Source organism: Streptomyces sp. NPDC058619 (genome assembly GCF_042717785.1).
Lineage (GTDB): Bacteria > Actinomycetota > Actinomycetes > Streptomycetales > Streptomycetaceae > Streptomyces.
On record NZ_JBHXQN010000016.1, the window covers coordinates 72,591 to 88,261 of the forward strand.

The following is a 15,671-nucleotide window of genomic DNA, read 5'->3' on the forward strand; positions in this document are numbered from 1 at the left end:
GGGACCCCCTCCGGCTCGTCGTGCGACGTGGGATCCCCGGCGGTGGAACGGACAGGAAACTACCGGGCCGCACGGGGTCATCGGCCCTGTCCAGCCCGATATTGGTGGCCTCTTGACGCTGGTGCGCCCCGTTGCGTCAGGACTCCGTGCAGGACGCGTCAGGGGCCTTCGGTCCGGTCTGCTCGCCGAGGCGGAAGCGGAGGCGGCAGATGACGGCGTCGGTGTCGCGGCGGACGGCGTGGGCGACGACGGAGCCGCGCTGGTTCTGGAGCATCCGCTGCCACAGGCGGGCGGGTTCGGTTTCGGGGATGAGCACGGTGATCTGGGCGTCCGGATGGGTCCGCGCCAGTTTCCGCACGTAGCCCGAGACCGGGCGGCCGAGGGAACGCGTCGGTGAGGCGACCTCGATGAGCTCGACGCCGGGGTTCCACAACTCCCAGTCCCGGCGCAGGGCTTCGGCGTTCTTCCGGTCCTCTGCCGCGGGGTGCGTGACGGTGACCGCGAGGACCTCGTCGCCGAGGGAGCGGGCGGCGGTGAGGGCCTGGCAGGTCAGGCGGGACAAGCCGGAGACGGGGACCACGACGAGCGAACGGGCCCGGTGCGGGGGCTGCGGGACGCGGCCGAGTTCGAGGCGTTCGCCGATCTGCGCGTAGGCCCGGTTCACCTTCTCGAAGCCGAGGACGATCAGCGGCAGGGCGAGGACGATCAGCCAGGCGCCTTCGGTGAACTTGGTCGCGGTGACGACCACCGCGGAGACACCGGTGAGCAGGGCGCCGAAGCCGTTGAGGGCGGCTTTGGTCTGCCAGCCCCTGGGGCGTTCGCCGTTCCAGTGCCGGACCATGCCGACCTGGCAGATGGTGAAGCCGACGAAGACGCCGATGGCAAAGAGCGGGACGAGCGTGTTGGTGTCGCCGCCGGAGAAGACGAGCAGGGCCGCCGAGACGAGCGCCAGCCAGACCACGCCGTGGCGGTGGACCTGCCGGTCGGCCTTGAGGGCGAAGAAGTGCGGCAGGTGGTTGTCCCGCGCCAGCAGGCTCATCAGGACCGGCAGCCCGCCGAAGGAGGTGTTGCAGCACCATGGTGGCGAACTGGACCACGTAGAAGGCCGCGTTGTGCCCGAAGGAGGCGTCCGCCAGCTGAGCCAGTACGGTCACGCCCTCGACCGGCTGGAGGTGGAAACGGCCGATCAGGACGGACAGCCCGATCAGCATCACTCCGAGCAGGGCGCCAAGGGCGACCTCGGTGTGCTGGGCGCGGCGGGCGGCGGGCGCGCGGAAGGAGGGCACCGCGTTGGCGACGGCCTCGACCCCGGTCAGGGCCGAGCAGCCGGCCGCGAAGGCCTTCAGCAGGAGCAGGGCGCCGACCGCGGTGGCGCCCTCACCGAGCGCCGAGGCGTGGCCGGCGGCGGAGGCGGTGCTGGCCGGGCCGTCACGGAAGAGCCCGAGGGTGATCATCGCGAGCACGGAGCCGACGAAGAGGGCGGTCGGGACCAGGAACGCCTTGGCGGAGTCGACGACCCCGCGCAGGTTCACGGCCGTGACCAGGACGAGGACGGCGAGGCCGCTCCAGACGCGCTCGCCGTGCAGGCCGGGGAAGGCCGAGGTCAGGGCGGCCACGCCGGCGGTGACGGAGACGGCCACGTTCAGGACGTAGTCGAGGATGAGCGAGGCTGCCGCGACCAGGCTCGTACGCCGGCCCAGATGCCGCTTGGCGACCGCGTACGAGCCTCCGCCGTCGGGGAACGCCGCGATGACCTGCCGGTACGAGGCCACCAGCACGGCCAGGAGCGCGGCGATGGCGAGGGTGACCGGGAGGGTGAAGCCCATCCCGTAGGCGCCGGCGGCGGCCAGGACGAGGACGATCGACTCCGGCCCGTACGCGACGGACGCCATCGCGTCGAGCGACAGCGCGGCCAGGCCCTGCACGGCGGTCAGCTTGTGCCGGTCGCCCTCCCCGCCCGCGCGGGTATCAGGGGGCTCCTCCCGGCCCGCCTCCCGAGCAGCCGCGGGGGCGTGGGGGGCCACGGGGGGCTCGGTCGGTTTTCCTGTGTGAACGGCCATGTCGCTGGTCCCTCCGAATGAGCAAAGTGAGGACAGCGTCGAAGCCGCGCCAGGGGGCCACCAGCACCCTTGGCGTGTTCCATACGCCCGCCGCGCCACTCTTCACGCGTTCCATACGCGCAGGTGGGAACGGCGTAGGAGGTCCGCCAAGAGGCGGCCCTCGCGCCCCCGGGCGGAGCTGCCGTCGCCCGACGCGGCACTGGCCCTGGTCGACGCGGCGGGCCGGCCGCGGGCCACGGGCCACGGGCCACGGGCCACGGCACGACCGTCAGGGCGGCGTTAAGGGTTCCCGGGCGCCCGTATGGAGCACGTCAAAGTGGCTTAACACCCGGGTGAAGACACGGTTATGTCGTCATCAGCCAACTGGCTGATTCATTTCTTCCCACTTCACTCAGGAGCTCGCGATGGCCGATCTGGCCTTCGTCGTCACCACGGTCGCGGTGTTCGCGCTGGTGGCTCTCATCGCCCGGGGGGTGACCAAGCTGTGACTGTCGAGAACGTCGTCGGCCTCGTCGTAGCCGTCTCCCTCCTCGGTTACCTCATCCTCGCCCTTGTGTACCCGGAGAGGTTCTGAGCACTGATATGAGCCCCGTAACCGCTGGTGTGCTCCAGCTGCTCGCGCTGATAGCCGCGCTCGCGCTGGCCTACCGCCCGCTGGGCGACTACATGGCCCGCGTCTACTCCTCCGAAAAGCACTACAAGCCGGAGAAGTGGATCTACAAGGCCATCGGCGCCGACCCGAACGCGGAGATGCGCTGGCCCGCCTACCTGCGCGGCATCCTCGCCTTCTCCGCGGTGAGCGTCCTCTTCCTCTACGGACTCCAGCGCCTGCAAGGCAGCCTGCCGGGCTCGCTCGGCTTCGTGTCGATCGACCCGGACCAGGCCTTCAACACCGCCGCGTCGTTCGTGGCGAACACCAACTGGCAGTCGTACTACGGCGAGCAGGCCATGGGCCACGTCGTACAGACCGGCGGCCTCGCGGTGCAGAACTTCGTCTCCGCCGCCGTCGGTATGGCCGTGGCGGTGGCCCTCGTACGGGGCTTCTCCCGCTCCCGCACCGGCGAACTCGGCAACTTCTGGTCCGACCTGGTCCGCGGCACCGTCCGCATCCTGCTGCCCATCTCCGTGATCGGCGCGGTGATCCTCGTCGCGTGCGGCGTCATCCAGAACTTCTCCGGCATCCACGAGGTCGGCCAGTTCACGGGCGGATCGCAGCAGTGGAACGGCGGCGCGGTCGCCTCGCAGGAGGTCATCAAGGAACTCGGCACGAACGGCGGCGGCTACTTCAACGCCAACTCCGCCCACCCCTTCGAGAACCCGACCCCCTTCTCCAACCTCTTCGAGATCTTCCTGATCCTGGTCATCCCGTTCGCGATGACGCGGACGTTCGGCCGGATGGTAGGCAACCTGCGCCAGGGCTACGCGATCCTCGCCACGATGGGCATCATCTGGATCGCGTTCACCGGCCTGATGATGTGGACCGAGTTCGCCCACAACGGCCCGGCACTGGACGTCGCGGGCGGTGCGACGGAGGGCAAGGAGACCCGCTTCGGCATCGGCGGATCGTCGATCTTCGCCGTCGCCACCACGCTCACTTCCACGGGAGCGGTCAACTCCTTCCACTCCTCCTACACGGGCTTCGGCGGCGGCATCACCCTGCTGGGCATGCAGCTCGGCGAGATCGCCCCCGGCGGCGTCGGCTCGGGCCTGTACGGCATGCTGATCATGGCGATCATCGCCGTCTTCATCGCCGGCCTGATGGTCGGCCGCACCCCCGAGTACCTCGGCAAGAAGATCGGCACCCGCGAGATCAAGCTCGCCGCCTGCTACATCCTCGTCACCCCGGCCCTGGTGCTGTGCTTCACCGCCGCCGCGATGGCCCTGCCCACCCCGGGCAACTCGATGACCAACAGCGGCGCGCACGGATTCTCCGAGATCCTCTACGCCTACACCTCGGGCGCGAACAACAACGGCTCCGCCTTCGCCGGCCTGAACGCCGACACCCAGTGGTTCAACAGCACCATCGGCATCGCCATGCTGCTGGGCCGCTTCCTGCCGATGGTGTTCGTCCTGGCGCTGGCCGGCTCGCTCGCCGGGCAGAAGCCCGTCCCCGAGACCGCGGGCACGCTCCGTACCGACAAGCCGCTCTACTCCGGCCTGCTCGTCGGCACGATCCTCATCATCACCGGCCTGACCTACTTCCCCGCCCTCGCGCTGGGTCCGCTCGCTGAAGGGCTCGCCTCATGAGCACCGCCACACCGACCCGTGCTCCGCACGAGGACGTACCCACCGGACACAAGCCGGCGGCCGGCCGCGTCGGCGGGGGTTCGTTCGACCCCAAGGCGCTGGTGAAGTCGTTCCCGGACGCGGTGCGCAAGCTCGACCCGCGCGTGATGGTCAAGTCCCCCGTCATGTTCGTCGTCCTGATCGGCTCGGTCGTCACGACCGTCCTGGCGGTCAAGGACCCGACCGACTGGTTCGGCTGGGCGATCACCGTCTGGCTGTGGCTGACGACCATCTTCGCGAACCTCGCCGAGGCCGTGGCCGAGGGCCGCGGCAAGGCCCAGGCCGACACCCTGCGCAAGGCCAAGACCGACACCGTCGCCCGCCGCCTCGCCGGCTCGGTCGAGGAGCAGGTCCCCGGCACGGAGCTGCGCATCGGCGACCTGGTCGTCTGCGAGGCCGGCGACGTCATCCCCGGTGACGGGGACGTCGTCGAGGGCGTGGCCTCCGTGGACGAGTCGGCCATCACCGGCGAGTCCGCTCCCGTCATCCGCGAATCGGGTGGTGACCGCAGCGCGGTCACGGGTGGCACGAAGGTCCTCTCCGACCGGATCGTCGTCAAGATCACGACGAGGCCCGGCGAGACCTTCATCGACCGGATGATCGCCCTCGTCGAGGGCGCCTCCCGGCAGAAGACCCCCAACGAGATCGCGCTGAACATCCTCCTCGCGTCCCTCACGATCGTCTTCCTGCTGGCCGTGGTCACCCTCCAGCCCTTCGCGATCTACGCGGGCGCCGAGCAGTCGATGATCGTGCTCACCGCCCTGCTGGTCTGCCTGATCCCCACCACCATCGGCGCGCTCCTCTCGGCCATCGGCATCGCCGGCATGGACCGCCTGGTCCAGCGCAACGTCCTGGCCATGTCGGGCCGCGCGGTCGAGGCCGCCGGCGACGTGTCCACGCTGCTGCTCGACAAGACGGGCACCATCACCCTCGGCAACCGGCAGGCGTCCGAGTTCGTGCCGGTCAAGGGCACGACGGAGGCGGAGCTGGCGGACGCCGCCCAGCTGTCGTCCCTCGCGGACGAGACCCCCGAGGGCCGGTCGATCGTGGTCCTCGCGAAGGAGGAGTACGGGCTGCGCGAACGTCACCAGGGCGAGCTCGCCGGCGCCGAGTGGATCGCCTTTACCGCCCAGACCCGTATGTCCGGTGTGGACGTGGACGGCCGGCAGACCCGCAAGGGCGCCGCCGGTTCCGTCGTCACCTGGGTCGAGGAGCAGGGCGGGCGGGTCTCCGCCGACGCCGACACCCTGGCCAACCGGATCTCTGAGGCCGGCGGTACGCCGCTCCTCGTCGCCGTCAAGGACGAGCGCGGGGCCCGTGTGCTCGGCGTCATCCACCTGAAGGACGTCGTCAAGGAAGGCATGCGCGAGCGGTTCGAGGAACTGCGCCGCATGGGCATCAAGACGGTCATGATCACCGGCGACAACCCGTTGACCGCCAAGGCCATCGCCGAGGAGGCGGGTGTCGACGACTTCCTCGCCGAGGCCACCCCCGAGGACAAGATGGCCCTCATCAAGCGGGAGCAGGCGGGCGGCAAGCTGGTGGCGATGACCGGTGACGGCACGAACGACGCACCGGCGCTCGCCCAGGCCGACGTGGGCGTGGCGATGAACACGGGCACCTCGGCCGCCAAGGAGGCCGGGAACATGGTGGACCTGGACTCCAACCCCACCAAGCTCATCGAGATCGTCGAGATCGGCAAGCAGCTGCTGATCACGCGCGGCGCCCTGACCACGTTCTCCATCGCCAATGACGTCGCCAAGTACTTCGCGATCATCCCGGCCCTGTTCGCCGTGGTCTACCCGGGCCTGGACAAGCTCAACATCATGGGCCTGCACTCCCCCGAGTCCGCGATCCTGTCCGCCGTCGTCTTCAACGCGCTGATCATCATCGCCCTCGTCCCGCTCGCCCTCAAGGGCGTGCGGTACCGGCCCACCAGTGCGGACAAGATGCTGCGGCGCAACCTCGCGTTGTACGGCGTGGGCGGTCTGATCGCCCCGTTCATCGGCATCAAAATCATCGACCTCCTCATCTCCCTCATCCCCGGAATCGGCTGATCTGCGATGAACAACTCTGTGGGCAACACCGCGCGCCTGATCGGCGCCGGCCTGCGGGCCCTGCTGGTCCTGACGGTCATCTGCGGCGTCCTCTACCCGCTCGCCGTCACCGGCGTCGCCCAGGCCCTGTTCAACGGCAAGGCCAACGGCTCCGAGCTCAAGGGCAAGGACGGCCAGGTGGTCGGCTCCTCCCTCATCGGGCAGAGCTACAACCTGCCGAAGAAGGACCCCGCCGACGCCGAAGAGGCCGCGCAGCCGGACCTCCGGTGGTTCCAGCCGCGCCCGTCCAACGGCCTGGGCAGCAACAGCGTGAACACCCGGTACTCGCTGATCCTCTCCGGCGCCACCAACCGCTCCGCCGACAACGGCGCCGTCGACGGCCGCTGCACGGCGAACGCGGAGGAGGGCACGCTGTGCGCCCAGGTGACCGGAGCCAAGGACGCGGTGGTCGCCGACAACTCCACGTCCTCCCACAAGGTCGCGCCCGAGGACGTGCCGGCCGACGCGGTCACCTCCTCCGGCTCCGGCCTCGACCCGCACATCTCCCCCGCGTACGCCGAGCTCCAGGTGCACCGGGTCGCCGAGCGGAACCGGCTCGACGTCCAGCGGGTCGAGAAGCTCGTCGCCGAGCACACCACGGGCCGCACCCTCGGGTTCATGGGCGAACCCCGGGTGAACGTCCTCGAACTCAACACCGCGCTCTCGGCACTGACCACGAGCTGATGTCGCCCAGGCAGGAGTCTGGAGCCGGTCGGGCGCGGTGCCTCCGCGTCCGACCGGCTCCGGCCCGTACCCACCCGAAGAGGAAGGCCCCACACCGATGATCAGGGTGCTGGTGGTGGAGGACGACGCCCGGCTCGTCCGCGCACTGAAGATCAATCTGGAGGCGCGGAGGTTCGCCGTGGAGGCGGCGTCCGACGGGAGGACCGCCCTGCGGCTGACTGCCGCCCGCACGCCGGACGTGATCCTGCTGGACCTCGGACTGCCGGACATGGACGGCATCGACGTGATCAAGGAGGTGCGGAAGGCCGGCGGCGTGCCGATCCTCGTCCTCTCCGCACGCCACACCTCCGAGGAGAAGATCCGCGCCCTCGACGCGGGCGCCGACGACTACGTGACCAAGCCGTTCAGCATGGACGAGCTCCTTGCCCGGCTGCGGGCCGCCGTCCGGCGCCGGGAGGTGTCGGCGCCCTCCCCCGAGATCTCCGTGGTCACGACCGAGGGCTTCACCGTCGACCTCGTCGCGAAGAAGGTCCGGCGGGGCGAGCGCAGCGTGCGGCTGACGCCCACCGAGTGGCACCTGCTGGAGATCCTGATCACCAACCCGGGCCGGCTGATCAGCCAGCGGAAGCTGCTGCTCGACGTCTGGGGGCCGACGTACTCCGAGCACACCAACTACCTGCGCGTCTACATGGCCCAGCTCCGGCGCAAACTGGAAGCGGACCCCTCGCACCCCAGATACCTGATCACCGAGCCCGGCATGGGCTACCGCTTCGAGGGATGACGTCATGGGACGCGGCAAGTTTCGCATTTACCTGGGCTCCGCCCCCGGTGTCGGCAAGACGTACGCGATGCTCTCGGAGGGCCACCGCCGGGTGGAGCGGGGCACCGACGTCGTCGTCGCCTTCGTCGAGCACCACCACCGGCCGCGCACCGAGGTGATGCTGCACGGGCTGGAACAGATCGCGCGGCGCGAGCTGGAGTACCGGGAATCCGCCTTCACCGAGATGGACGTCGACGCGGTTCTCGCCCGCCGCCCGGCCGTCGCCCTCGTGGACGAGCTCGCCCACAGCAACGTGCCCGGCTCGCGCAACGCCAAGCGCTGGCAGGACGTCGAGGAACTCCTCCAGGCCGGTGTCGACGTGGTCTCCACCGTCAACATCCAGCACCTGGAATCGCTCGGCGACGTCGTCGAGACGATCACCGGCGTACGGCAGCGGGAGACCGTGCCCGACGAGGTGGTCCGCCGCGCCGACCAGATCGAGCTCGTCGACATGTCCCCGCAGGCCCTGCGCCGGCGCATGGCCCACGGGAACATCTACAAGCCGGACAAGGTCGACGCGGCGCTGTCGAACTACTTCCGGCCCGGCAACCTCACGGCGCTGCGCGAACTCGCCCTCCTCTGGGTCGCCGACCGCGTGGACGAGTACCTCCGCGAGTACCGCGGCGAGCACGACATCCGCGCCACCTGGCAGGCGCGCGAGCGCATCGTCGTGGGCATCACCGGCGGGCCCGAGGGGCGCACCCTCATCCGCCGTGCCGCCCGCCTCGCCGAGAAGGGCTCGGGCGGCGAGGTCCTCGCCGTCTACATCGCCCGCAGCGACGGGCTCACCGCCGCCTCCCCCAAGGAACTCGCCCTCCAGCGCACCCTGGCCGAAGACCTCGGCGGCACCTTCCACCACGTCATAGGCGACCACGTGCCCGAGGCGCTGATGGAGTTCGCGCGCGGCGTCAACGCCACCCAGATCGTCCTCGGCGTGAGCCGCCGCCGCTCCTGGCAGTCCGTGTTCAGACCCGGCGTGAGCGCCACCGTCGCCCGTGAGTCCGGCCCGGACCTCGACGTGCACATCGTCACCCACGACGAGGCCGCCAAGGGCCGCAGCCTGCCCGTCGCACACGGCGGTCGCCTCGCCCGGCCCCGCATCATCTGGGGGTGGCTGACCGGCGTGGGCGGCCCGGCCCTGCTCACCCTGCTGCTCAACCAGGTCGTCCCCGAGCTCGGGCTCGCGAACGACATGCTGCTCTTCCTCACGTTCACCGTGGCGGCGGCGCTCCTCGGCGGCCTCCTGCCGGCGCTCGCCTCGGCGGCCTTCGGCTCCCTGCTGCTGAACTACTACTTCACGCCGCCGGTCCACCAGCTCACCGTCGCCGACCCCAAGAACATCGTCGCCATCGCGATCTTCGTCGGCGTGGCCGTGTCCGTGGCCTCCGTCGTCGACCTCGCCGCCCGCCGCACCCACCAGGCGGCCCGGCTCCGCGCCGAGTCCGAGATCCTCTCCTTCCTGGCCGGCAGCATCCTGCGCGGCGAGACCGCCCTCGACGCGCTGCTGGAGCGGGTCCGCGAGACCTTCGCCATGGAGTCCGTCGCCCTGCTGGAACGCGGTACGGAGGTCGACCCGTGGACCTGCGCGGGCAGCACCGGACGCAATCCGGCCGCCCGCCCCGAGGACGCCGACGTCGACATGCCCATCGGCGAGAACATGGCCCTCGCCCTGACCGGCCGGGTCCTGCCCGCGGAGGACCGCCGCGTGCTCGGCGCCTTCGCCGCGCAGGCGGCCGTCGTACTCGACCGCCAGCGCCTGGTCGACGAGGCCGAGGAAGCACGCCGGCTCATCGAGGGCAACCAGATCCGCACCGCGCTGCTGGCCGCCGTCAGCCACGACCTGCGTACCCCGCTCGCGTCCGTCAAAGTCGCCGTCACCTCGCTCCGCTCCACCGACGTGGAATGGTCGGACGAGGACCGGGCGGAGCTCCTGGAGGGCATCGAGGACGGTGCCGACCGCCTCGACCACCTGATCGGCAACCTCCTCGACATGTCGCGCCTCCAGACCGGCACCGTCGTCCCGATCATCCGCGAGACCGACCTCGACGAGGTGGTGCCGATGGCCCTGGCCGGTGTCCCCGACGACGGCGTGATCCTCGACATCCCCGAGACGCTGCCCATGGTCGCCGTCGACCGCGGTCTGCTGGAGCGGGCCGTCGCCAACATCGTGGAGAACGCCGTCAAGCACAGCCCCGCCGGTGAGACCGTCCTGGTGTCAGCGAGCGCCGTCGCCACCCGGCTCGAAGTCCGCGTCGTCGATCGCGGCCCCGGCGTCCCCGACGAGGCCAAGCACCGGATATTCGAACCCTTCCAGCGGCACGGGGACGCCCCCGGCGGCGCCGGTGTGGGCCTCGGTCTCGCCGTGGCCCGCGGCTTCCTGGAGGCCATGGACGGCACCCTGACCGCCGAGGACACCCCCGGCGGCGGCCTGACGATGGTCCTCACCCTGCCGCTCAAGGCAGGCGCGCCGCGGGCCCTGCCCGACCTCCCGACCGAAGCGACGACCTGACCCCGGAGGGCGGTGCGCGGGCAGGTACGGCCCCGGCACGTCCGGGCCGCACGGGAACGTGGTGGCCGTCCGGCCAGTGCCGGACGGCCACCACGCCCGTCAACCGACGATCAGACGGTCGTCGGACCTGCCTAGTTGCCGATGCCCGCGCTGCCGATGCCGGAGTTTCCGATGCCGTGGCTGCCGAGGCCCGAGTTGGCGATGCCCGCGTTGCCCACGCCCCCGTTGAGCACGCCGGCGTTGCCGATCCCCCAGTTGGCGATGCCCGCGTTGCCCACGCCCGAGTTCCCGATGCCGGCGTTGCCGACGCCGCCGTCGGCGCTCGCCGCCGAAGCCCCGCCCAGAGCCACGATCGCAACGGTACCGGCGACAGCCGCCATGCGGAGAAGTTGTGCACGCATCACTACATACCTCCTGTTTGTGCTGCTTATCCCATGAGGTGTCTAGCACGCTGCCGTATCGAGCATCCGGCGCGACGCCCACCACGCACCCGTATGGCCTACGTCAGGTCGATGGCACTTGACCTGCGGCTGTACGGGCGTGGCGCACCCCCCGGCGCGGACGCGGCGACCGGCGATTTCGAACGGTGAGGCCGTAGCCGCGGATCCCGGTCTCCTGGTTCAGGAGCGCCGATTCCGGACGGAACGACGTGCTCAGGGCCAGGGACTTGGCGTCGACACTGCAGAGGGTGTCCGACAACAGTAGTTGTCGAGGGTCGGATCTGGGCCTATGGTGCGGGGTATGCCCGGCAAGGGCTTCGTCCCGCGCACCGCCCCCGAGGAGTCGGCAGCGGACGCGGACGCGACGGTCGGGCCGTTGGCGAGACGTACGGCCGTTCACCTTTCGGCGGAAGTCCCACCTGTGCCGGTGGGGGTCCCGGCGCCAGGACCCCTCCACCATTCCGACGAAGCACCCATGGAGCACCCGATGACGACCACCCCCGCCCGTCCCTTCGACGTGCTCCTCGTCGAGGACGACATGGCCGACGCCATGCTCATCGAGGAAGCCCTCTCCGAACGCGGCGCCCGCAACCTGGTCCAGGTCACCGACGGCGTCGCCGCCCTCGAACACCTTCGCGACCCGGAGAACGCGCGTCCCGACCTGATCGTCCTGGACCTGAACATGCCCCGCATGAACGGCCGGGACCTCCTGAAGGTCCTCAAGAGCGACGAGATCCTCCAGGCGATCCCCGTGGTCGTCCTGACCACGTCCACCGCGCCCGACGACGTCGCGGGCGCCTACAGCAGCCACGCCAACGCCTACGTGGCCAAGCCCGTCAACCTGGAGGACTTCGAGCGGGCCGTCCAGAGCATCGACGCCTTCTACCTCGACACCGCCGCGCACCCGCCCCGCACCTGACCGCCCCCGTCGGTAACGCTGCCGAGCCAGAGCAGGTCACGAGCCCGGGTCATCGCCACGAAGAGCCGGCTGCGCCGCAGTTCCTCACGCTCCCGGGCCGTCTCCGTCGTCTCCGTACCGCCCGCCGCGCCGGCCTGCGTCCCGTACGGCAGCACCGCGTCGTGCTGGGGCAGGAAGACGTTCTTGAACTCCAGCCCCTTGGCCCTGCGATAGGTGCCCAGCTTCACCGCGTCGACGGCACGGCCGTCATAGTGCTCCAACTGGCAGACGCTGATGTTGGCTTGGGAGAGCAGCCGCTGGTAGTGGCCGATGGCACGCAGGGACGGGCACAGCAGGGCGGTGTCGGCTAGCGCGCCGTCGGGCAGGGAGCGCAGGGCGTCCAGCAGGTCCCTGTCGTGGGCGTCCACCGTGGGCCGGGTGACGCGTACGACGTCCCCGTCGTGGTACGTGAGGTCGACGTCGCGGCGGCCCGGGGTGCGCACGCCGTCGAGGTCCTCGAAGACGTCGTCGGCAACGACGGTCAGGGCCGCGTCCAGGATCTGCTTGCTGTTGCGGTAGTTGGTCCGCAGCACCTGCCCGCGGTCGCCGCGGATGTCGATGTCCGCGTCGGTGAGGCGGAATCCGCCCGGGTACACGGTCTGCTGGCCGTCGCCGACGAGCAGCAGGCCGTTGGGCACGTCACCGACGAGCGCGTGCAGGAGGCGCACGCCGACGAGCGTGAGGTCCTGGACCTCGTCGACGATGACGGCCGCGAACGGGGGCTGTTCGCGCCGGCGGGACGCTTCGGCCAGAGCGAGGGAGAGGACGTCGTTGAAGTCGTGGACGCCGCGCTCGCCGCGCAGCGATTCGTACGCCTCGTACAGCTCCCACACCGACTGCCGGTGTGTCCGGTGGAGCCTCGCCTTCCTGCGCCGCCTGGGGACGGTCGCGTAGTCCTCGAAGCGGGTGAGTCCCCGACCCTTGATGACGTAGTCGATCTCCTCGTGCCAGTAGGTGGGGACCGGGTCGAGCTCGGCGAGCCGGCCCTCGCGGCCGACGTGGGTCCAGGCGAGGCTGAAGGCGGTCTCGGCCTTGTCCCGGTGCAGCCGCACCGGTATGCCGCGCTCTTGCAGGAACTCCTGCGCCCAGGAGTGGAGGCTGCGGAAGTCCACGCGGTCGGCGACTGCCGGGGCCATGGTCCTGAGGAAGGTGCTCTGCACCCGGGGCAGGTTGTTGGCGAAGGTGACGTACAGGATGCGGCCGGTCGTCCGCCTGGCCAGGTGGACCGCACGGTGCAGGGCGACGACCGTCTTGCCGGTGCCCGCCGGGCCGCTGATGCGCGCCGGGCCCGACCAGTTGCGGCGTACCAGGGCCACCTGGTCGGGGTGGAGGAAGGTCATCCACTGCTCGATCGGCGCCTCCCTCGCGCCCTTCACGGCCGCGTCGCGCAGCCCTTCGAGGTCGAACAGCCCGTCCGGGGCGCGGGGCAGGTCGTGTTCGGACGCCGGCGGCGACTGCTGCTGCTGGTTGAGGGCCACCCCCGCGTGGTCCGGGAACACCCGCTCCAGATGGTCGGCGATGGCCCGGACCGACTCCACCCGCAGTCTGTGCCGCTGCGACAACAGCTCGGGGCCGAGCTCGTGTTCGCGCAGGAGCCGGATCCGGCCGAGGTCCGTGTCGATGCGCCGGCCGGCGCACACCATGATCGGCTGCACCGCGACCGGCGACATGCCCAGGGACGCCACCGCGCTCTCGGCGGCCTTCGTGGCGGCGAGCAGCTCGGCCGCGCGTCCGCCGCCCCCGGGCTCGCCGCCGGCCGTGACGGCGATGACGAAGACGCCGCCGGGCCCCACCAGCAGCATGTCCGCGCGAGCGGTCCGCCGTCCGGGCCAGGACCGGTCCACCAGCAACCGCCAGCCCCGGGCGGTCAGCACCAACAGCTGCGCGAGGGCCCGCCGTTCACCCTCGCCGGCCCCTTCCCAGCGCTGGGCCTGCCGGCGGGCGGCCTGCCAGTGCTCCCGGAGTAACCGCTCCTGCCGCCGAGCGTCCTGCGCCCGCTGCGATGCCGCCCCGCCTGCCCCCATAGCCAGCCCCCTCGTACGCGGAGTAGCGATCATAGAACGCAACGCCACCGGAACGGCAGGGCGCGTACCGGCCCGCGAAGGGCCCGGTGTACGCCCTGGAGTTGCGCTGGCGCCGGCGACGCCTTCAGAAGCGGTTGCGGTTCGCCCGTCTGGTCCGTGGCGCCGGGAGCGAAGCCCGCCCCGGTGCAGGCCCTGCCCGACGAGGGCAGGCGCGGCGGCGCGGTCGGGAACCCCGCGCGGAGGCACCCCCGAGGGCCGGTCTCAGCTCCGGCGCCTGGCCGCCGTCAGGGCGTCCTTGACCTCCCGCACCACCCGGGCCGCGTCCTCGGCGCTGTTCACCACGTCGGTGTGGTTCATGTCGACCACGAGGACCTCGCTGGCCGCGTAGTGCTTGTGCACCCAGTCGTAGTAGCCGGACCACAGCGTCCGGTAGTACGCGACGAGGCTCTCGTCCTGCTCGAAATCGCGGCCCCGCAGCCCGATGCGGTGCAGCACCGTCTCGAAGTCCGCCTTGAGGTAGACCATGAGATCGGGCGCCTTGCGGTACGGAAGGCCGTCGATCTCGCGCATCATCTCGTGGAGCAGCCCCTCGTACACCCGCATCTCGAGGGAGCTGATCCGCCCCAGGTCGTGATTGACCTTGGCGAAGTACCAGTCCTCGTAGATGGACCGGTCCAGGACGTTGTCGCCCCGCCTGTACGCCTCCTTGATCGAGGCGAACCGAGTCTGCAGGAAGTAGAGCTGGAGGAGGAAGGGGTAGCGCTTGGCCTGGATCTCCTCGGGGCTCGCCGTGTAGAAGAGCGGGAGGATCGGGTTGTCTTCCACGCTCTCGTAGAAGACTTCGCTGCCGAGCTCCTCGGCGAGCAGCTCGGCCACGCTCGTCTTGCCGATCCCGATCATGCCTCCGACGCAGATCACCGGCATACCTCGCTTCTCCCTGGGGGTCTTCTGTCTACGGGTGGGTGGGCTGTACACCCCACACCATGGAGACGCGCCCCGACAGCCACCCGATTCCCCAAGATCATCTCGATCAGCGTCCTCCGGTCCCCGTCCGGACCGAGATCCCGACGCACGCCGCGCTCCTCGGCGACCGGCCGGACGAACCGTGCCGCAGGTGCCGTGTACCGCGCTGAGCCATCGCTCCGCGGCCGGGTTGAAGCATAAATCACGACTCGCCCCGCGCAGGCCAGAGCGCCGGCGCCCCACGCCCGCCGAGGGGCGCACTCACGGCTGAAGCGGTGGCCTACCGGCCCTGGAACAAGGAGAGGGGCCCGCCGCTTGCGCACCCGAGGAGACCCGTCATCGAGCACGAGGTACGCGTCCATCCCAACGCCGCCCGCCTCCCCTGCGAGCAGCAGCTCGCCTAGAGGCGAGACGGCCACCGGCACCGAACCGGCCCCCGCTTTCGATCTTCGGCGCTGCCGGCGCCAACCGTGCCCGGCGGGACACCGGCGGGGAGGGTGGGCAGTTCGGGGGCTGTCCCGTGGCGTAGACGCTGGTCGCCACGGTCCCGGCCAGTCCGGAGGTGACGTGACCGAGGTGGCGCAGGACCCGCGGGTCGAGGTCCCGTCGAAGATCGCCTTCGTGCTCCGAGGGACTCTCGATCGGCCGCCGCCGTCCCGGCGGGAGACCGTTCTCACGGTCGGCGATGTCATGGGGCACGGTGTCTTCGAGACACCGCCGTCGACCTGCGCCTGCAGCCCGGACGGCGGCGTGGAGGCGGACCGGGGTGCGGGTGATAGGCCGCCGCAGGTACGGGCATTGACGGGCCGTCAGCGTTGACCATGCCCTTGG

The 15,671-nt window shown here is 70.7% G+C and carries 10 protein-coding genes and 1 pseudogene; 7 read left to right on the forward strand and 4 right to left on the reverse strand.

What is annotated here, in order from left to right:
• Positions 1 to 136 precede the first annotated feature (136 nt).
• Positions 137 to 2,060: pseudogene (locus tag ACFWTC_RS18100) on the reverse strand (APC family permease).
• A gap of 484 nt (positions 2,061 to 2,544) precedes the next feature.
• On the opposite strand from ACFWTC_RS18100, the gene kdpF reads away from it, so the two are divergent.
• The 6 genes from kdpF (at position 2,545) to ACFWTC_RS18130 (ending at position 10,455) form a co-directional block, all read left to right on the forward strand.
• A complete protein-coding gene (kdpF, locus tag ACFWTC_RS18105; RefSeq protein ID WP_267724323.1) occupies positions 2,545 to 2,634 on the forward strand; it encodes a K(+)-transporting ATPase subunit F in 90 nt (29 codons plus the stop codon).
• 8 nt (positions 2,635 to 2,642) lie between these two features.
• The gene (gene kdpA / locus ACFWTC_RS18110) at positions 2,643 to 4,307 is read left to right on the forward strand and encodes a potassium-transporting ATPase subunit KdpA (RefSeq protein ID WP_384028765.1); all 1,665 of its coding nucleotides are present in this window, start codon (positions 2,643 to 2,645) and stop codon (positions 4,305 to 4,307) included.
• On the forward strand, positions 4,304 to 6,403 hold the full coding sequence (kdpB, locus tag ACFWTC_RS18115) for a potassium-transporting ATPase subunit KdpB (RefSeq protein WP_384028763.1): 2,100 nt from the start codon (positions 4,304 to 4,306) through the stop codon (positions 6,401 to 6,403). The genes kdpA and kdpB overlap by 4 nt, the downstream gene beginning before the upstream one ends.
• Positions 6,404 to 6,409: 6 nt before the next feature.
• On the forward strand, positions 6,410 to 7,126 hold the full coding sequence (locus tag ACFWTC_RS18120) for a potassium-transporting ATPase subunit C (protein WP_383932019.1): 717 nt from the start codon (positions 6,410 to 6,412) through the stop codon (positions 7,124 to 7,126).
• A 97-nt stretch (positions 7,127 to 7,223) separates the two neighbouring features.
• Complete coding sequence (locus tag ACFWTC_RS18125) at positions 7,224 to 7,907, forward strand: response regulator (protein ID WP_384028761.1); 684 nt, start codon at positions 7,224 to 7,226, stop codon at positions 7,905 to 7,907.
• Positions 7,908 to 7,911: 4 nt separating this feature from the next.
• On the forward strand, positions 7,912 to 10,455 hold the full coding sequence (locus ACFWTC_RS18130; protein WP_384028759.1) for an ATP-binding protein: 2,544 nt from the start codon (positions 7,912 to 7,914) through the stop codon (positions 10,453 to 10,455).
• Positions 10,456 to 10,586: 131 nt separating this feature from the next.
• On the opposite strand, the gene ACFWTC_RS18135 is transcribed toward ACFWTC_RS18130, so the two are convergent.
• Positions 10,587 to 10,835 carry a hypothetical protein gene (locus ACFWTC_RS18135; protein WP_383931917.1) on the reverse strand — a complete coding sequence of 83 codons (249 nt, stop codon included), beginning with the start codon at positions 10,833 to 10,835 and terminating at the stop codon, positions 10,587 to 10,589.
• 361 nt (positions 10,836 to 11,196) lie between these two features.
• Between ACFWTC_RS18135 and ACFWTC_RS18140 the strand changes: the two genes are divergently transcribed.
• Complete coding sequence (locus ACFWTC_RS18140; protein WP_384030676.1) at positions 11,197 to 11,814, forward strand: response regulator; 618 nt, start codon at positions 11,197 to 11,199, stop codon at positions 11,812 to 11,814.
• Here ACFWTC_RS18140 and ACFWTC_RS18145 read toward each other — a convergent pair.
• Positions 11,778 to 13,877, reverse strand: a complete 2,100-nt coding sequence (locus tag ACFWTC_RS18145) for a UvrD-helicase domain-containing protein (RefSeq protein ID WP_383931914.1) — start codon at positions 13,875 to 13,877, stop codon at positions 11,778 to 11,780. The two genes, ACFWTC_RS18140 and ACFWTC_RS18145, sit on opposite strands and share 37 nt — an antisense overlap.
• 261 nt (positions 13,878 to 14,138) lie before the next feature.
• Positions 14,139 to 14,801 (reverse strand): deoxynucleoside kinase, encoded by a 663-nt coding sequence (locus tag ACFWTC_RS18150; protein ID WP_384028699.1) that lies wholly within the window; start codon positions 14,799 to 14,801, stop codon positions 14,139 to 14,141.
• Between the last annotated feature and the right edge of the window lie 870 nt (positions 14,802 to 15,671).